The sequence below is a fragment of the Clostridium fessum genome (genome assembly GCF_003024715.1).
Lineage (GTDB): Bacteria > Bacillota > Clostridia > Lachnospirales > Lachnospiraceae > Otoolea > Otoolea fessa.
The window spans coordinates 154,731-172,167 of record NZ_PYLO01000002.1 but is presented as its reverse complement, the minus strand read 5'-3'; the positions used below and the strand labels follow the sequence as shown (position 1 = coordinate 172,167).

Annotated in this window: 18 protein-coding genes; 17 read left to right on the top strand and 1 reads right to left on the bottom strand. The window is 45.1% G+C overall.

The genetic code is table 11. The features are described 5' to 3' along the window. Window positions 1–233 precede the first annotated feature (233 nt). The 3 genes from C7U56_RS05845 (at window position 234) to guaA (ending at window position 6,400) form a co-directional block, all read left to right on the top strand. Window positions 234–1,037, top strand: a complete 804-nt coding sequence (locus C7U56_RS05845; RefSeq protein WP_181357187.1) for a formate/nitrite transporter family protein — start codon at window positions 234–236, stop codon at window positions 1,035–1,037. A 300-nt stretch (window positions 1,038–1,337) separates the two neighbouring features. Beyond that, the gene (gene uvrA, locus C7U56_RS05840) at window positions 1,338–4,190 is read left to right on the top strand and encodes an excinuclease ABC subunit UvrA (protein WP_107000559.1); all 2,853 of its coding nucleotides are present in this window, start codon (window positions 1,338–1,340) and stop codon (window positions 4,188–4,190) included. A 668-nt stretch (window positions 4,191–4,858) separates the two neighbouring features. Continuing rightward, window positions 4,859–6,400, top strand: a complete 1,542-nt coding sequence (gene guaA / locus C7U56_RS05835) for a glutamine-hydrolyzing GMP synthase (RefSeq protein ID WP_107000558.1) — start codon at window positions 4,859–4,861, stop codon at window positions 6,398–6,400. 200 nt (window positions 6,401–6,600) lie between these two features. On the opposite strand, the gene C7U56_RS05830 is transcribed toward guaA, so the two are convergent. Next, a complete protein-coding gene (locus C7U56_RS05830) occupies window positions 6,601–7,134 on the bottom strand; it encodes a helix-turn-helix domain-containing protein (RefSeq protein WP_008374034.1) in 534 nt (177 codons plus the stop codon). 217 nt (window positions 7,135–7,351) lie between these two features. Here C7U56_RS05830 and C7U56_RS05825 point away from each other — a divergent pair, with 217 nt between their 5' ends. The 14 genes from C7U56_RS05825 to C7U56_RS05760 all read left to right on the top strand — a co-directional run bounded on the left by C7U56_RS05825 (window position 7,352) and on the right by C7U56_RS05760 (window position 17,310). Beyond that, window positions 7,352–7,531, top strand: a complete 180-nt coding sequence (locus tag C7U56_RS05825) for a MerR family transcriptional regulator (protein ID WP_008374033.1) — start codon at window positions 7,352–7,354, stop codon at window positions 7,529–7,531. A gap of 20 nt (window positions 7,532–7,551) precedes the next feature. Then, entirely contained in the window at window positions 7,552–8,652 is a 1,101-nt protein-coding gene (locus C7U56_RS05820) for a site-specific integrase (protein ID WP_107000557.1), read from the top strand. After that, a complete protein-coding gene (locus C7U56_RS05815; protein ID WP_107000556.1) occupies window positions 8,636–8,959 on the top strand; it encodes a plasmid mobilization protein in 324 nt (107 codons plus the stop codon). The genes C7U56_RS05820 and C7U56_RS05815 overlap by 17 nt, the downstream gene beginning before the upstream one ends. Continuing rightward, complete coding sequence (locus C7U56_RS05810; protein WP_107000555.1) at window positions 8,956–10,086, top strand: AAA family ATPase; 1,131 nt, start codon at window positions 8,956–8,958, stop codon at window positions 10,084–10,086. The genes C7U56_RS05815 and C7U56_RS05810 overlap by 4 nt, the downstream gene beginning before the upstream one ends. A 100-nt stretch (window positions 10,087–10,186) precedes the next feature. Beyond that, complete coding sequence (locus tag C7U56_RS05805) at window positions 10,187–10,420, top strand: hypothetical protein (protein WP_008374025.1); 234 nt, start codon at window positions 10,187–10,189, stop codon at window positions 10,418–10,420. A gap of 104 nt (window positions 10,421–10,524) precedes the next feature. Beyond that, entirely contained in the window at window positions 10,525–10,731 is a 207-nt protein-coding gene (locus C7U56_RS05800) for a hypothetical protein (protein WP_233430202.1), read from the top strand. Between the two features lie 169 nt (window positions 10,732–10,900). Next, complete coding sequence (locus tag C7U56_RS05795; RefSeq protein WP_107000985.1) at window positions 10,901–12,193, top strand: plasmid recombination protein; 1,293 nt, start codon at window positions 10,901–10,903, stop codon at window positions 12,191–12,193. A gap of 289 nt (window positions 12,194–12,482) precedes the next feature. Further along, window positions 12,483–13,442, top strand: a complete 960-nt coding sequence (locus tag C7U56_RS05790; RefSeq protein ID WP_008374019.1) for a helix-turn-helix domain-containing protein — start codon at window positions 12,483–12,485, stop codon at window positions 13,440–13,442. 201 nt (window positions 13,443–13,643) lie between these two features. Further along, window positions 13,644–14,447, top strand: a complete 804-nt coding sequence (locus tag C7U56_RS05785) for a DUF3825 domain-containing protein (RefSeq protein ID WP_107000554.1) — start codon at window positions 13,644–13,646, stop codon at window positions 14,445–14,447. Between the two features lie 412 nt (window positions 14,448–14,859). Further along, entirely contained in the window at window positions 14,860–15,048 is a 189-nt protein-coding gene (locus C7U56_RS05780) for a hypothetical protein (RefSeq protein ID WP_107000553.1), read from the top strand. Window positions 15,049–15,367: 319 nt separating this feature from the next. After that, window positions 15,368–15,997 carry a hypothetical protein gene (locus C7U56_RS05775; RefSeq protein WP_107000552.1) on the top strand — a complete coding sequence of 210 codons (630 nt, stop codon included), beginning with the start codon at window positions 15,368–15,370 and terminating at the stop codon, window positions 15,995–15,997. Between the two features lie 14 nt (window positions 15,998–16,011). Continuing rightward, window positions 16,012–16,254: a hypothetical protein gene (locus tag C7U56_RS05770; RefSeq protein WP_107000551.1), complete on the top strand. Its 243-nt coding sequence runs from the start codon at window positions 16,012–16,014 to the stop codon at window positions 16,252–16,254. 364 nt (window positions 16,255–16,618) lie between these two features. Continuing rightward, window positions 16,619–16,777, top strand: coding sequence for a hypothetical protein (locus tag C7U56_RS15575; protein WP_181357186.1), 159 nt, complete (start codon window positions 16,619–16,621; stop codon window positions 16,775–16,777). A 116-nt stretch (window positions 16,778–16,893) separates the two neighbouring features. Further along, entirely contained in the window at window positions 16,894–17,310 is a 417-nt protein-coding gene (locus C7U56_RS05760; protein WP_107000550.1) for a YjdF family protein, read from the top strand. The last annotated feature ends 127 nt before the right edge of the window (window positions 17,311–17,437 follow it).

Sequence of the window (17,437 nt, the reverse complement as noted above, 5' to 3'; positions counted from 1 at the left end):
GGCTTGAGATGATAGGACGACATCAGAAATGATATAGAAATAATAGAAAAGACGGTTGTTTGTCAAAGATTTTAAAGGGATAGAACAGAAAGATCGGACGAAAACCGTCTTTTTCTGTTTGAAATGGAAGGAAAGGTTATAAAACGATGTGGCAGGTTCGGAAATTCAGAAGATAAAAGGAAGAATTTGAAAAATGAATTTCGGACATAGAAAGGCTGATGGGAGGAAAATCTATGATTGCATCGAAACAGATTGCAGAAAATTATGTGGAGACGGGCAGAAAAAAGGCGGAACTTCCGGTGTCTCATATGCTGATACTCGGCTTTTTCGCCGGAATGTTCATCGCGCTGGCAGGCGCGGGGGCTTCGGTTGCCTCGGCAGCAATGACAAATGCCTCGGCATCGCGGATTGCTTCGGCACTCGTATTCCCGGCAGGATTGGCGCTGGTGGTCTGCACCGGGGCGGAACTTTTCACTGGGAACTGCCTGATGACGATCTCGGCGCTGCAGAAACGGATTTCCGTGGGTGGGCTGTTTAAAAATCTTCTGTTTGTCTATCTGGGAAATCTGATTGGCGCGATCTTTGTGGCGGTTTTATTTGTCTACGGGCATATTCCAAGCCTGTACGGCGGCGATCTGGCGCAGGTTCTTCTGAATACAGCCGTTTCCAAGGTGACCCTGACTCTGCCGGAGGTGCTGTGCCGTGCGGTCCTCTGTAATGTGCTGGTTTGTATTGCAGTCTGGGCGGCGATGAGCTCCGAGCAGGTATCTGGCAAAATTCTGGCGCTTTATCCGCCGGTGGCGATTTTCATTCTCTGCGGCTTCGAGCATTGCATCGCCAATATGTTTTACATCCCGGCGGGGCTGATGATCATGGGCGAGTATGGTCTGGCAGCGGAAGGGCTGACGATCGGAACCTTTATTCTCAATAATCTGATTCCGGCTACGATCGGAAATATGATCGGCGGGATGCTGGTGATTGGAGGCGGGTACTGGCTGGTGTATCTTCGGGGAACGAAAAATCGTGAAATAAAATGAATGCGTGAAAAAATGAAATAGGACGAAAGGGTATTTTTGTCTGGTCTCCATGTTAGGTTTGGAGTCGGGCGGAGGTGCCCTTTTTGTATTAGAATTGATGAAAAGTTTGACTTCTATTCCCAAGGAATATCTATGTTTAGCTGATTCAATTTTATCAAACAGAACAAATGTTTGCAAAGACTTTTGGAATGTGTTATACTAAGCATAATTACAGGGAAGACTGTGACTATAATGACTATAAAATAAGTCAGCAGCGACATGATAAAACAGAGCAGAGTCGATGATAATTGAGGTACAGATATGGCGAAGCAATATATAAAGATACGAGGTGCCAATGAGCACAATCTGAAAAATATTTCCATTGATATTCCGAGAAATGAGCTGGTCGTCCTGACCGGACTTTCTGGTTCGGGTAAATCATCTCTGGCATTTGACACGATCTATGCCGAAGGGCAGCGGCGGTATATGGAGTCCCTGTCGTCCTATGCGCGTCAGTTCTTAGGTCAGATGGAAAAGCCGGATGTCGAGAGCATCGAGGGCTTGTCCCCGGCGATCTCTATCGACCAGAAATCGACGAATCGGAATCCGCGTTCGACGGTCGGTACAGTGACGGAGATCTATGATTATATGCGTCTTTTGTACGCACGGATCGGTATTCCGCATTGCCCGAAGTGCGGTCGTGAGATCCGCCGTCAGACGGTCGATCAGATGGTTGACCAGATCATGGCGCTGCCAGAGCGCACAAAGATCCAGCTTCTTGCCCCGGTCGTGCGCGGTCGGAAAGGACGCCACGAGAAAGTGCTGGAGCAGGCAAAGAAGAGCGGCTATGTCCGTGTGCGGGTGGACGGCAGCTTATACGAGCTTTCCGAGGAGATCACGCTGGATAAAAATATCAAGCACAATATTGAGATTGTGGTCGATCGCCTGGTGGTCAAGCCGGGGATTGAGAAACGCCTTTCGGATTCGATTGAAACGGTCATGGGTCTCTCCAATGGTCTGATGCTGACCGATACGGCGGTGCGGGATGAAAATGGCGAAGAAAAGCACGATACCCTGACGTTCAGCCAGAATTTTTCCTGCCCGGACTGCGGTATCAGCGTGGATGAGGTCGAGCCGCGCAGCTTCTCTTTCAACAACCCATTTGGTGCGTGCCCGGACTGTTTCGGTCTGGGATATAAGATGGAGTTTGACGAGGATCTGATGATTCCAGACAAGAGCCTGAGCATCAATCAGGGTGCGATCACGGCGATGGGATGGCAGTCCTGCACGGACAAAACGAGCTTTTCCGGCGCGATCTTAAATGCATTGGCAAAAGAATACGATTTCAGTCTGGATACCCCGTTTGAAGATTATCCGAAGGAGATCCATGATATTTTAATTTACGGAACCGGCGGCAAAGTTGTGAAGGTGTATTACCGTGGACAGCGTGGCGAGGGAATTTATGATATTGCCTTTGAGGGGCTGATTCAGAGCATGAACCGCAAATACCGTGAGACGTTTTCTGATTCAATGAAGGCGGAATATGAGACATTTATGCGGATCACGCCGTGTCCAGCCTGCAAGGGGCAGCGATTAAAGAAGGAATCTCTGGCAGTCACGGTTGGCGGGAAAAATATTTTCGAGGCGACCGATATGTCGATCGTCAAATTCCGCGAATTTATCGATGCGCTGGAGCTGACGCCGATGCAGCAGGCGATCGGTGCGCCGATTTTGAAAGAGATTCGGGCGAGGATCAGCTTCCTTATCAATGTCGGTCTGGAATACCTTTCCCTGTCGCGTGCGACTGGCACGCTGTCCGGCGGCGAGGCGCAGCGAATCCGCCTGGCAACCCAGATCGGCTCCGGTCTGGTCGGTGTGGCATATATTCTGGACGAGCCGAGTATCGGACTTCACCAGCGGGACAACGACAAGCTTCTGGATACCCTGAAACACCTGCGGGATCTGGGAAATTCAGTTTTGGTGGTTGAGCATGACGAGGATACGATGCGCGCGGCAGACTGTATCGTGGACATCGGTCCGGGCGCAGGCGAACACGGCGGCGAGGTCGTGGCGATCGGCACAGCGGAAGAGATTATGAAAAATGAAAAATCGATCACCGGCGCATATTTGAGCGGGCGCATTCAGATTCCGGTGCCGTCCGAGCGGAGAAAACCGGCTGGCTGGCTGACGGTAAAAGGCGCAGCGGAAAATAATCTTAAGAATATCGACGTCAAATTCCCGCTGGGCGTGATGACCTGCGTCACCGGCGTTTCCGGTTCGGGAAAGAGCTCACTTGTCAATGAGATTCTTTATAAAGCGCTGGCAAAGAAGCTGAACCGAGCACACACGATTCCGGGAAAACATAAATCCATCGAGGGCGTCGAGCAGCTCGATAAGATTATCGCGATCGACCAGTCTCCGATCGGGCGGACGCCGCGTTCCAATCCGGCAACCTATACGGGGGCATTTGATCTGATCCGGGATCTGTTTGCGGCATCTACGGATGCCAAGGCAAAAGGCTACAATAAAGGACGTTTCAGCTTCAATAAAAAAGGCGGGCGCTGTGAGGCGTGCTCCGGCGACGGCATCATCAAGATCGAGATGCATTTCCTGCCGGATATCTATGTGCCGTGTGAGGTCTGCGGCGGCAAGCGCTATAACCGGGAAACGCTGGAGGTCAAATATAAAGGGAAAAGCATCTATGATGTCCTCAATATGACGGTCGAGGAGGCGATGAATTTCTTCGAAAATGTGCCGTCCATACACCGGAAGATTGCGACACTCTACGATGTAGGACTTTCCTATATCCGCCTGGGACAGCCATCCACCGAGCTGTCCGGCGGTGAGGCACAGCGAATCAAGCTGGCGACGGAGCTGAGCAAGCGTGGAACCGGCAAGACGATCTATATTCTGGACGAACCGACTACGGGACTTCATTTTGCCGATGTACACCGTCTGATTGAGATATTAAGACGTTTGTCGGATGGTGGAAATACCGTGGTTGTCATTGAGCATAACCTGGATGTCATCAAAACTGCTGACTACCTGATCGACATCGGACCGGAAGGCGGCGAGGGCGGCGGAACCGTGATTGCGAAAGGAACACCGGAAGAGGTGGCAGCGACGCCGGGATCGTATACGGGGAAGTATGTGAAGAAATATTTAAATGTTTAGGACAATAAGCGGGAATCCTCGGCAATTCAATTACCGAGATGAAAGCGCAGGGTGTGCATATCTGCACAATGCAAATAGTATAATAATTCTCATCCTTTGCTCTCAGTTGAGAAGCCCCCACCTCTTTAGGTGGCGAGTAATAACAAATTTGTCTCAGTGGGAGTTAGGTCTCCGATTGAGATAAACGCTCCGCGAGGATGCGCAGTGATTCTGCATAGAATATGCATTTTTACTTGCGGATAGGAATTTTCCGCACTGAAAATTCCGTACGATATCATACTGGTAGCGGATTTTGCCGATGCTTCGCTGACCAGAATCACGCGCCAAGTCTCACGGATGTTCGACTTGAATTGAATCGAAAAGCATTTTTCTGAAAAAAGTGCCTGAAAATACCGTAAAAATGGCTTGTCTTTAATTGCCGGGTATTTTATAATAAAAGTTACAGGAATTGACAGGAAGAGAACGTGGTATAGCTGCTGAACAGATTGCGACCGGTTATTTTTCGATTGGCGGCGATGGGGCTGGAACGGAGTGATTACCTGCGGTAGCAGTATGACTGTTACAGTTCACATGTTGTGCAAGCGTGTGACCATAAATCCTGGAAGTTGATTCGAAGCTACAAGTTGATGAAGTACGGATCGCAGCATAAAATTATAGGAGGAATACTCGTGGAGAAAGAGATGATCATTGTACTGGACTTTGGCGGACAGTACAATCAGTTGATTGCCAGAAGAGTAAGAGAGTGTAACGTATATTGTGAGGTTCATCCTTACACCCTGCCGCTGGAAAAAATCAAAGAGATGAACCCGAAGGGTATCATTTTCACCGGCGGACCGAACAGTGTATACAAGGAGGAATCTCCGAGATGTTCAAAGGAAATCTTTGATCTGGGAATCCCGGTACTGGGTATCTGCTATGGCGCACAGCTGATGTCCTACCTGTTAGGTGGCGAGGTTGCCACAGCACCGGTCAGCGAATACGGAAAGACTGAGGTAGAGGTAGACACAACATCTAAGCTGTATGAGGGTGTATCCCCGAAGACCATATGCTGGATGAGCCATACCGACTATATTTCCAAGATGCCGGAAGGTTTCCGTGTGACAGCCCATACTCCGGTCTGCCCGATTGCAGGTATGGAAAATGAAGAAAAAGGCTGGTACGGCATCCAGGCACATCCGGAGGTACTTCATACACAGGAAGGCTCCAAGATGCTGCATAACTTCGTATACAGTGTCTGCCATTGTGCAGGTGACTGGAAGATGGATGCGTTCGTAGAGAAATCCATCGAAGAAATCCGTAAAAAAGTAGGAAATGGTCGTGCCCTTCTGGCTCTGTCCGGCGGTGTAGACTCTTCCGTAGCAGGCGTCCTGATGGCGAAAGCGATCGGCGACCAGCTGACCTGCGTATTCGTCGATCACGGTCTGCTTCGTAAAAACGAGGGTGACGAGGTAGAGGCAGTATTTGGTCCGAACGGTCCGTACAAGCTGAACTTCGTCCGTGTCAATGCACAGCAGCGTTTCTACGATAAGCTGGCAGGTGTAACCGATCCGGAGCGCAAGCGTAAGATCATCGGCGAAGAGTTCATCCGCGTATTTGAGGAAGAAGCAAAGAAGATTGGCAAAGTAGATTACTTCGTACAGGGTACGATTTACCCGGATGTAATTGAGTCCGGTCTTGGAAAATCCGCTGTTATCAAGTCCCATCACAACGTAGGCGGACTTCCGGAACACGTAGATTTCAAGGAGATCATCGAGCCGCTGCGTATGCTGTTTAAAGATGAGGTCCGCCGCGCCGGTCTGGAGCTTGGTATTCCGGAAAATCTGGTATACCGTCAGCCGTTCCCGGGTCCGGGACTTGGCGTTCGTATCATCGGTGAGGTAACCGCAGAGAAGGTACGCATCGTACAGGATGCAGACGCTATTTACCGCGAGGAGATCGCAAAAGCAGGTATCGACCGCACACTCGGTCAGTACTTCGCAGCCCTGACCAATATGCGTTCCGTAGGCTGCATGGGCGATGTCAGAACCTATGACTATGCCATCGCACTTCGTGCCGTCCTCACATCCGACTTCATGACCGCAGAATCCGCAGAACTTCCGTGGGAAGTACTTGGAAAAGTCACAAGCCGAATTGTCAATGAGGTAAAAGGTGTAAACCGCGTACTGTATGATTGTACGGGGAAACCGCCGGCTACGATTGAGTTTGAGTGATGATATGAACTTGAAAAAGCCTTTATTTATGCGGGATGCAAACAAATTTGTTTAAGCACTGGCAACGATTTGGCAACATTTCGGGTATCACTCACTAAATAACAGAATACTTCAATAACAGAAAAACCTTGCTGATTTTCAGAAATGAAGCTGAAAGTCGGCAAGGTTTTTTGTGTATTTCGAGACAAAAATAACACGCTCTATTGGGATTCAGTGTCCTTTTTCAAGGCTTCTGTGAGATAGTCGCTTAACTCCTTTGAGGGGACTACTTTATGCCAGTGATTCGAGGTATCTAATTCAGGATATTTATACCGCCACTGGTCGTATTCCTCTTTGGTTATCTCTCCCTGTTCCAGACGGGCAGCTTGTTCCTGCCATGCGTGGAACATATCAAACATGGAGGAATAGGTGGAGCCGGTGGACTTGTCCAGTCGCAGACACACTTCTCCGTCAATCTCTCCGATTTTCAGCCCGTACATATCTTCCAGCGCAAAGAGCGTGTGCATAAGCCCGATATAGCTGTCAATCTCCGGGACTGTGATTGCTCGCGGGCTGACATCAAAGATATGTGCCATTTCTTTTACAAGGTCTTGCTTCGGCGTTCTGGCTTCTGATTCATACTGCGCCATACGGACATCAGAGGTCTTTCCGAGAAAACCGAGGATTTCGCCTAATTGCTTCTGCGTCATGCCTTTCCGATTGCGGAAAAAGCGGATTCGTTTGCCGATTGCCATAATAAAACCTCCGTTGTAGTTATAGTGATACAACCATTCTTGACTTAACCATTTCTGTTGAAGTTAGTATAACATGGTGCAATAGGAATAGCAAGAGGAACTTAAATAAAAAGAGTTAAGATTTTTCTGCAAACCACTTGACTTAACGGAACTTATTTAGTATTATGGATATAACTTAAACAAAAATAGTTAAATTGAGAAAGGGGAGGATAACCGAATGGTAGAAAAATCATTTATGACTGTGGAGGAAGTGGCAGCGGAATTGCGGGTGTCAAAGTCAAAAGCCTACCAGATTGTGCGGGAACTGAACGCAGAATTACAAAAACAGGGTTATTTGACGGTGGCTGGTCGTGTGAACGCTACATTTTTTCATAAAAAGGTCTGTTACAGCGATTAAGAGGAAAGGAGATGATTTGAATGGCTGTATACAAAGACAATGCTACGGGAACGTGGCGGGTAATCTATCGTTTCACAAACTGGAAAGGGGAGCGGAAGCAGACCCAGAAACGGGGATTTGCTACGAAGCGGGAAGCACAGGCGTGGGAGCATGAAGCCATGCTGAAACAGGGTGCAAAGCTGGATATGACGTTTGCCAGTTTCTTTGAGGTTTACGAAGCCGACAAGAAACAGCGTGTCAAGGAAAGCACATGGGAATCCAAAAGCCATGTAATCCGCACAAAGATTTTACCGTATTTCGGGAATCGGGAGATAGCGGAGATTGAAGCAAAAGACATTATCGCATGGCAGAATGAACTCATGGCGTACCGGGACGAGAAAGGGAAGCCCTATTCGGCGGATTATCTGAAAACCATACACGCCCAGCTTACAGCGATTTTCAACCATGCTGTGAACTTCTATAACCTGCCCTACAATCCGGCAAGGCGGGCTGGCACAATGGGAAATGAGGTTCCGAAAGAAATGGACTTCTGGACGAAAGAGGAATATCTGAAATTCTCCGAAGCCATGATGGATAAGCCCCGTTCCTATTATGCCTTTGAAATGCTTTACTGGTGTGGAATCCGCTCCGGCGAACTGCTGGCGCTTACTCCGGCTGATTTTGACTTCCAGAAGCAGACAGTCACAATCAGCAAGACATTTCACCGATCTAAAGGGAGTGATATTATCACAAGCCCGAAAACGAAAAAGAGTAACCGTACAATCAAAATGCCGCCATTTCTCTGTGAGGAAATGCAGGAATATATCAAAATGCTTTACGACATTCAGCCGAACGAGCGGCTGTTTACGGTCACAAAATCCTATCTCAATCACGAAATGGAGCGAGGGGCAAAGCAGGCGGGCGTAAAAAAGATTCGCGTTCACGACATCCGGCATAGTGCGGTTTCCCTGTTAATAGACATGGGATTTTCAGTGCTGGCGATTGGGGATCGTATGGGGCATGAAGCGGAGAAAATCACTTACCGCTACGCCCACTTGTTTCCTACGGTGCAGACGGAAATGGCAGAAAAACTGGAAATGGAGCGAATGACAAAGGAGGACGCAAATGGAAAGAACACTTGATTATAAAGGGCGGTGGCGCAATCATACAGTAGCGTTCCGGGTATCGGACGAAGAAGCGAAGCTGCTTAACGATTTGGTGGCATTGTCGGGTTTGACAAAGCAGGACTATATCACAAGGCGGCTGCTGTGCCGGGACGTAGTAGTACAGGGCAATCCGAGGGTGTATAAGGCTCTGAAAAATCAAATGGCGGCTATCTACGAGGAATTGAAGCGATTGGAAGCATTAAGCCCGGACAATGACGAACTGCTCTACACGTTGCAGGTAATCGCAATTACATTAGACGGTCTGAAAGGAGAAGATGAATGACAGAAAAAATGAAAACGACTGCTCCCGTATCATCTGTTGGCGCAGATGGGGCGCAGCCGCAATTAAAAAATTACAATGAAATTATAGCAAATGAAACAGCACAAATCAATCTGCAAGCCGCACAAAACCCGGAGAAATCCGGGAGCGGCGGGCTTCAAACCGTTTCCATGACGGAACTGTATGATACACTCTACCCGCCGAGAACGCCGGTTGTGGACGGGTTTCTCTATGGCGGCACTTATCTTTTTGTAGGTGCGCCGAAAGTTGGGAAATCGTTCTTTATGGGACAGCTTGCCTATCATGTGGCAATGGGGCTTCCGCTGTGGGATTATCCTGTCCGAAAGGGTACGGTGCTGTATCTTGCACTGGAAGATGATTATGCAAGGCTTCAGCGGCGGCTCTCCGGTATGTTCGGTGTGGAATGTGCGGATAACCTGTACTTTGCGACACAGGCAAAGACCTTGAATGAGGGCTTAGACAAACAATTAGAGGAATTTCTGAAAGAGCATACGGACGCAAGGCTGATTATCATTGACACGCTCCAGAAAGTGCGTGAGGTCGGTGGGGACAGGTACAGCTATTCCAGCGACTACGAGATTGTGACAAAGTTAAAGTCGTTCAGCGATAAATACGGTATCTGCCTGCTGGTGGTTCATCACACACGCAAGTTGGAATCCGAGGACAGCTTTGATATGATTTCCGGTACGAACGGGCTGCTTGGAGCGGCAGACGGGGCGTTTATCATGCACAAGAAAAAGCGCACTGACAATGAGGCGGTCATGGATATAGTGGGGCGTGACCAGCCGGATCAGGAACTGACTATAGAGTTTGACCGGGAGCGCTGCGTCTGGAAATTCAAAAAGGCAGAAACGGAACTGTGGAAACAGCCGCCGAATCCCCTGCTGGAAGCAATCAACAATTTTCTGACAGAAGATAAGCCGGAATGGGAGGGGACAGCAACAGAACTTGTGAGCCAGTTGCCGGATATGCAGATACAGGCAAACGTGCTTTCCAGAAAGCTGAATGTAGTCAATAGCCAGTTGCTTAATGATTATGGAATTTTCTATGACAATAAGCGGGGGCATGAAAGGAAGATTATTCTGAAACGGCTTGAGCCGAGAGAGTAAAAGCGACGATATGCGTCGGTTGCGACGGTATTTTTTACAGAGGGCTGGTATAGAAAATATCGACGCTATCGACGCAAACCGACGCAGAAAGGATTAAGTGATGAAAAACGTGCAAATTCCTTATGAATTGTTTGTATCTCTGCTCCGCTATCATCTAATGGAAGATGATGATTGTCTGAATGAAATCCGGCAGGGATTGGAGCAGAAATTGGATTCGCTGGTGCGCCATGAATTATATGCGAAATATAAGACTGCGCCCACACAGGAAGAACGGGAAAAAGCCAGACAGGAATATCTGGAAAAACGTGGAGTGTCGGACAACTTCCGCTGGTAGTTTTCCTTTGATAATAGACAGGAGCGTGTTACGCTCCTGTGGATAGAAGACAACGAGAAAGGTGTGATTCAATGATAATTCAGCCAGAATGGGGAACTCGGAACGTGAACAAATATTTATACGAAAGTGAAGCCCGGAGGATTGCTGCACTCAACGAAATCTTTGGAGATGTGGAACTGACTGTGGCAGAAATGCGGACGCTGGTATGGCTTGCCGGATGGGAGGAATGTACGGTGGAAAACGTACTTTCGGCTATCCGAAAAGCTATGGCGGCGGAAGCAAAGCGGCGGGAACAGCCGCTCCGTCCGTAGGACGGAAAAGCCCTCGGCAGAGCGCAAAGGCAGCTTTTGATGGACGGAACGGCTGTCAAAAGTGCTTTTGCGTTACTTTCGGCGAAAGTAACAAAGCCTATGCGCCGTATCCGGCGCTGATTACCCGGACAGGGAGAAAGGATATTGATTGAAGCGAACGATCAGCTTTATGACAGGAAAAGGCTCTGTCAACCATAACAGCAGAAAATTCCATGCAAAGAATACTGACCCGGAGCGAAGTTGTCTGAACGTGGAATACTGCAACGAAAATGTTAAAGACGTATATCACGAATGGTTTGATGAAGCACTTGCCCGGTACAATGAGAAACAGACCAGAAGTGACCGCCGGATTGATGATTATTACAATAAAATACTGCGTGGAAAGCAGGAAAAACCATTCCATGAAATCATTGTGCAGATAGGCGATAAGGACAATATGGGGGCAAAAACAGAGGACGGACAGCTTGCGGCAAAGGTACTTGATGAATATATGCAAGGTTTCCGGCAGCGCAATCTCACTTTGAGAGTATTTGCTGCCTATCTTCACATGGACGAAGCAACGCCCCACTTGCACATAGATTTTGTACCGTATACGACAGGAAGCAAGCGGGGGCTTGATACAAGAGTATCACTGAAACAGGCGTTATCTGCTCTCGGCTTTAAAGGCGGTACAAGACGTGAAACAGAATTAAATCAGTGGGTGGCTTATGAGAAAGAACAGCTTGCCGCTGTCATGCTGGAACATGGGATTGAATGGGAGAAGAAAGGCACACATGAAAAGCATTTATCCGTCTTGGATTTTGAGAAAAAGGAGAGGGCAAAGGAAGTTGCAGAGTTGGAAGCGAAGAAAGCGAAATTGCAGGAAGAAAATGCCGCTTTTCAAGAAATCAACGAAGATTTGCATGAACAGTTGTTACAGGTTGATGATGAGATTCGCTCCTTGCAGGAAGATTTACAGGAGTCCCGGCAGGAAGCAGAGAAAGCGCAGAAGCAGGCGGATAAATACCAGAAACGCATGAATGAACTTGCCCCTATGGTTAAGAACATGGAGAAGCTGGCGGCAGATTTTTCCGCAGATCCGGAGCAGACGCTTCCAGAAGCGGCGGTTGTAGAATCTGCAAAATCATACCGGGAGAAAAAGGCGAAACCTCTTGTAGTGAAAATGGTTCAAGTTATGCGCTCTATCTATTCGGCGTATCTGGATATTTCAAACAAATTTACGAAGCTGCAAGCGGCTTATAACAGGGAACGGAGCGGAAACGAGCGGTTGACAAACAGGCTGGAAGAAGTTTTAGACGAAAACAGGGAACTGCGGATAGTGGCGGCAGATTTTGGACGTATAAAGGCGGTGGTCGGCTCTGAAAAGGTAAACGCTGTTATTAACCGGGCGAAGCAACAGGAACAGATAGAAGCCGAGCAGAAACGGGCTATAAGGAGAAAATACAATCGGGAAGCCCGCTGACAGGCAGAGGGCTGCTTAAAGCCCTCTTAGCTGCCATGAAGCGAATCTCCGCCAGTTAGTCAAGAGCGGCGTAGTCGTTCAGTTTACTCTTGACTGGCTGGTGGGGATTTGCTATTTGTTTTTAAAATTACATGGATAATTGAGCAGGTATCTGGTAAAATGACCTTGCAGTATGAGAAAATTTAATTAGACAATCGTGTCTAATGGCGAAAATAGGGCATTTCTCGCTTTGTGTCGTGTTTTGCTGTAGACATTTATGGTAATGTGCAAGTGAAAGGAGGGGAAAGGAATGGATACGAAAAAGATAGGAGAATTTTTAAAGGTGCTTCGTAAAGAACGAGGATTAACACAAGAACAGCTTGCAGAAATTCTTCTTGTATCGGGAAGAACGATCTCTCGGTGGGAAACAGGAACCAATATGCCAGATTTAAGTATCCTTATCAAAATGGCAGAGTTCTATAATGTAGAAGTGAAAGAAATTTTGGACGGAGAAAGGAAAAGCGAGAGTATGGATAAAGAATTGAAAGAAACATTATCTAAAGTGGCAGACTATAACAAACTGGAAAAAGAGAGGGTAACAAAAGCCGGAAATATTGCATTTGGTCTAACCTTTGCTATTTGTGCGGCTGTGATAATTATTCAGCTTCTCATGGTGGGAGAATTGGCGATTGTGGCAGGAGAAACTGCTGTTTTACTTGTTGGTGGAGCGGCTTATATTGGAGTGATGACCTATAATGGAGTTTGGGAGACTGGTTCCAGATTCAAAAGTACGCCATTTACAGATGCGTTGATAGCTGTGATATGTGCCGGAGTATTTGCGGTGGCATTGGTTATTTGCTATATCAGATTAGGCGCAACAACGTCTCAAGCGGTTCATAGCGCACTTATATTTTTTGTGGGAATTGCCATAGTTGGTTTTGGGGTATTGAGAATACTGGCTTGTTTCAATCATAAAAGAAGAGAAAAAAGTATGCCGGACAATGAGACTGTACTGGTTAAAGAGCAACAGCCTGTAAATGTATTTATAGCGGACGGAAATATGCAGGCGGAAATGATAATAAGTACATTGAAAGATAACGGTATTATGGCATACGGACAGGATTTAGGAGATGCCGGATTTGCGTCTGTACGTTATGGCATGGGCAGAGGTATTGATGATAGGATTGCAATTATTGTACCCAGTGATAAAGCGGATAATGCAAAGCAAGTGATAAAGGAAATGGGGCTGGAGCAGAATGTTACGCATTAGGCGCTCCGAAAGACTTATTTTTCAAGGGATTTCAGAGATGATAAAAGGTGCTGCGATACTTTAATCTAAATCTCCGAAAATGAGCTTCTATTGCGTAACATTTCAAAAATAGGTTGTTAATCTGCGAGGATTTGCTATAATAAGGATGTAGAAATGGTTGCGATAGACTAAGCTGATTTTATTTTGAATGGAGAAAAATATATGCGTCTTAAGGATTGGAGTTTTTTGGGCAATTATGAATTTTTTACAAATAGATTACAAATGTTGGCAACGAATGATTTACCGGCTGAAAAATGGAGTTATGCAGGAAAAGAAGATTTTGGTATCTTGAGAAATTATCTGTATTTTACTTTTGAAAAATTGTGGAAAGAACGAGAAGAAGCTCCTGACAGTGATAAGCAAAAGTATATTTATATGGATGATAAAGTGGGTTGTTTTAATACAGGATTATATGATAAGACATGGCAGCCAATTTACTTTTATTGCATTAAAAATCCGATAGCTGGATTTCAAGAGTGGAGATTTACTGCGTTTTACAATAGTTACACGATAAAATTTGCAGATATTTCTAATTCTGCTGCATTAGATTTGCAGAGAGCAAGTTATTTTGATGATCCGAGTGCGTTAATATATGATATTAAGTTAGACATCATTCCACAGTGGGATCATATATTGTATGACGAGGAAAATTTTTTGAGAATACCTGAACAGTTACGTGCTAATGGTAAAGAGTTTTGTCAGAATTTAATTGATGGGGCTATCAGGTCAGTTAAGAAGCGCATAGAAGCTAATTATAAAACGGTTGTTCCGCAATTTTATAATGACAAAATTCAATTGTTAGCTCCTTTATACTTAACGAATCCAGATAAACCAGATTTAGCTTTGGTTTTATCTCTGAGTGATGATGGAACCGTTTATTATGGACATACATGTCTTACAACGGAAATGGCATATAATAATGCGAGACTAATTGCCCGTCCAGACAGTTATTGGCTTCAGCCTTAAATATTAGTTGACTTTTTGATGAAAACTGGATATACTATATTTGTTAGGTAAGTTAGCTATATGGTTATGCATTACTAGATAAGATTGTATTTTGATAATTGTTGTGTAATGTTATGTTTGGGGCAATAATCTTTTGGGATTATTGCCCCAAAGTTTTAGACAGAGTGGCAACATTTTGGCAACAGAAAATCAGCAAGCCAGAATAAATGATGTAATTGAAGTAAAAAACGGTGTGTATTTGCATAAAGCTTAAACAAATATAGTTAAGAGCAACAAAGGACACGCCGAGTTTGAATAACGGACTAAAATGCCGAAAGCCTGTATTTATGTGGGCTTCCGGCATTTGTTTTATCAAATGGCTCTAGTTTGGCTCTATTTGTGGGCGGAGTAATGTATAATCATTGCAGAGCAGATGCAGACAGCTATAGCTGAGAACAGCCGGACGGCACTTGACCAGAATGAATATGAAAGAAGATATGCTGACCTTACCGAAAAGTACAATACCATCAAAGCAGATTATGACAAGATTTCAGAACAGATTGAAAGCAAAAAGGCTCAGAGGGAATTATTCAAGGGATTCATCCGGGCATTGGAAAAGTAGGGTGCTTTGGTAGAGGAATTCGATGAGGGACTTTGGAGCAGCCTTGTGCAGGAAGTGGTGGTAAAGTCAAAGGATGATATACTATTCATCTTTAAGAACGGATTTAAGATAAAGACGAGATAAATTAAATCCTGATTTGACACATATTATAGTAGAAGAAAAAATTCAGAAAGTTGATTATAAAAGGTCAGATTCGTCAGTAACCATCGGGCTTGACGGGTTTGACCTTTTATATTGCAGAAATATGACATAAAATGGATATGCGAATTTGCCGATATAAGGTATAATAGAATTGATTAGAAAAAGGGGAAAATATGCAATGAATGTAGAATTGGAAAAATTTTTACATAAAACACCAGAAGATGCTTATTGGATAAATAAGCAGGGTAATAGGTGTTGTCAATCGGTTCATGGAAAAAGCTATGTAAGATATAATGAAGCAAAAAAGCAGGCTGATAGTAAGGCTATTGATAAAGAAATAATAATAAAATACACTTTGGACTACTTGAATAAAGTAGGAATTAAAACTACAAAAAATCCTAAATGCGAAAATCCTAAATGTATAGATTATGATAAGATTCAACAGAAGTTTCAGTTAAATGATCGCAGCGATTTAGTCTGGATGAAATTTACAAGAGATGGATATTTGGGTGTTGTAGCAGTAAGCGATGATGTGAATTTTGATATGCCAGAAGATTGGAGTGTGTATGATAAAAAACATATAGTGTACAATTCATATAAAAAGCGCAATGAAGAAGAATGGGTTCATAATTCAGCGGGAATCCTTGTTCATAAACTTGGAAAGGAATGGGATGAATCATTTGTGCTGATTTTTCCTTTAAAAGGGATTCCTGATGGTTATACCAGATCCGATGTGGAAACAGCAATTGGAAATATGTTGATAGAAAAAGATGTTCCGATTTTGGATTTTTACTCTCATATGTACTAAAGGAGGACGATAATATGGAGATTAAAAAATTGGCAAATGAAATGGTTGATACACTGAGAGAAAGTGTGTGGAATAAAATTGACCAAGAGGTGACCGATGAAAGATGGAACAATATAGGATTTGCAGCACAAGCAATGGTTGAGTCGGAAGTGCCAGAGCAACAAATTTTGAATATGCTTATAAAATATTGGGATTTGCAACCAAGTGAAGCAAAAGATATTTTACGATTTGCAAAGAAAAATAGTTTTAGAGAATGATCTAAATATGATGGGAATATCGTATTTTAAGTCGAGAACTACTGCTGGAAGCAGGCCAGTTGATTTTCCATTCAAAGTATTCGTCCTCTGAAATTTCTCCGCTTTTTAGCTGTTCTTTCTGTAAACACCATTCACGCAGAAATTCATTTACCAGACCATAATCAATCCACATACCGACAGGGCCATGAGCAGGCCATTCGTCACTATTATTATAGTGAACAGACTTATCATCAGAAGCGTTGCACATGCCGGGATTGCGGACAAGCTGGAACAGATGAAAGGTATTGCGGTTGTCCTCGTCAAGCCAGAAAAAGTCTGCATAATGTCCGCATGAAATCACTCTGTAAAGAACGAGACAGCTTGTATGAGAAGCAAACGATTTGAAAGGGCAGAAAAAGAAAATCGAGAGAACGTTGGAACGGTAAGAATTTGGGGCATGGCGGCGGCTGTGTCCCTTATTTCTTGTGGTAAAATTGCTAATGGTATGCTAAAATCAAGGAGCAAAGATAAAAACGCAACGTAAGAGAAAATTCCTTACAGAGCCGGTAGGTAGCCCGGCCGCACCATCTGGTGTAAGTAACCCTCCCTCCTTAGGGTCGTCCGTTCTTTGTTCATACAATCATTTAAGGAGGAATTGTCATGGACAAAGTATCAGGTAGATTGACAGTATTTTTTGAAGAACCATTCTGGATAGGTGTGTTTGAACACATATCGGAGAAGAAATTGTCTGTATGCAAGGTTACATTTGGTGCGGAACCGAAAGATTACGAGATATATGATTTTGTTCTGAAAAATTACTATCGATTGAAATTTAGTCCGGCTGTGGCAACTGATGTAAAAGAAGCTAGTCGCAATCCGAAACGGGTACAGAGGGAAGTGCGAAAACAGGTACAGAATACCGGGATAGGCACAAAGTCGCAACAGGCTTTGAAATTACAGCAGGAGCAGTTGAAAACTGAACGTAAGACTGTGAGCCGGGAAAAACGGGAAGTAGAGAAACAGCGGCAGTTTGAACTGAAACAGCAGAAAAGGAAAGAGAAGCATAGGGGTAGGTAATGCCTGCCCCGGCTTTTTGTTAAAATACACATTGTTACTCTTTAGTGAGTTTAGAATATTCATTTTACAGAAGTTGTCGATTGTAAAAGTGATACTGGTAATGATTTAATAGAATGCAGTTTATGTT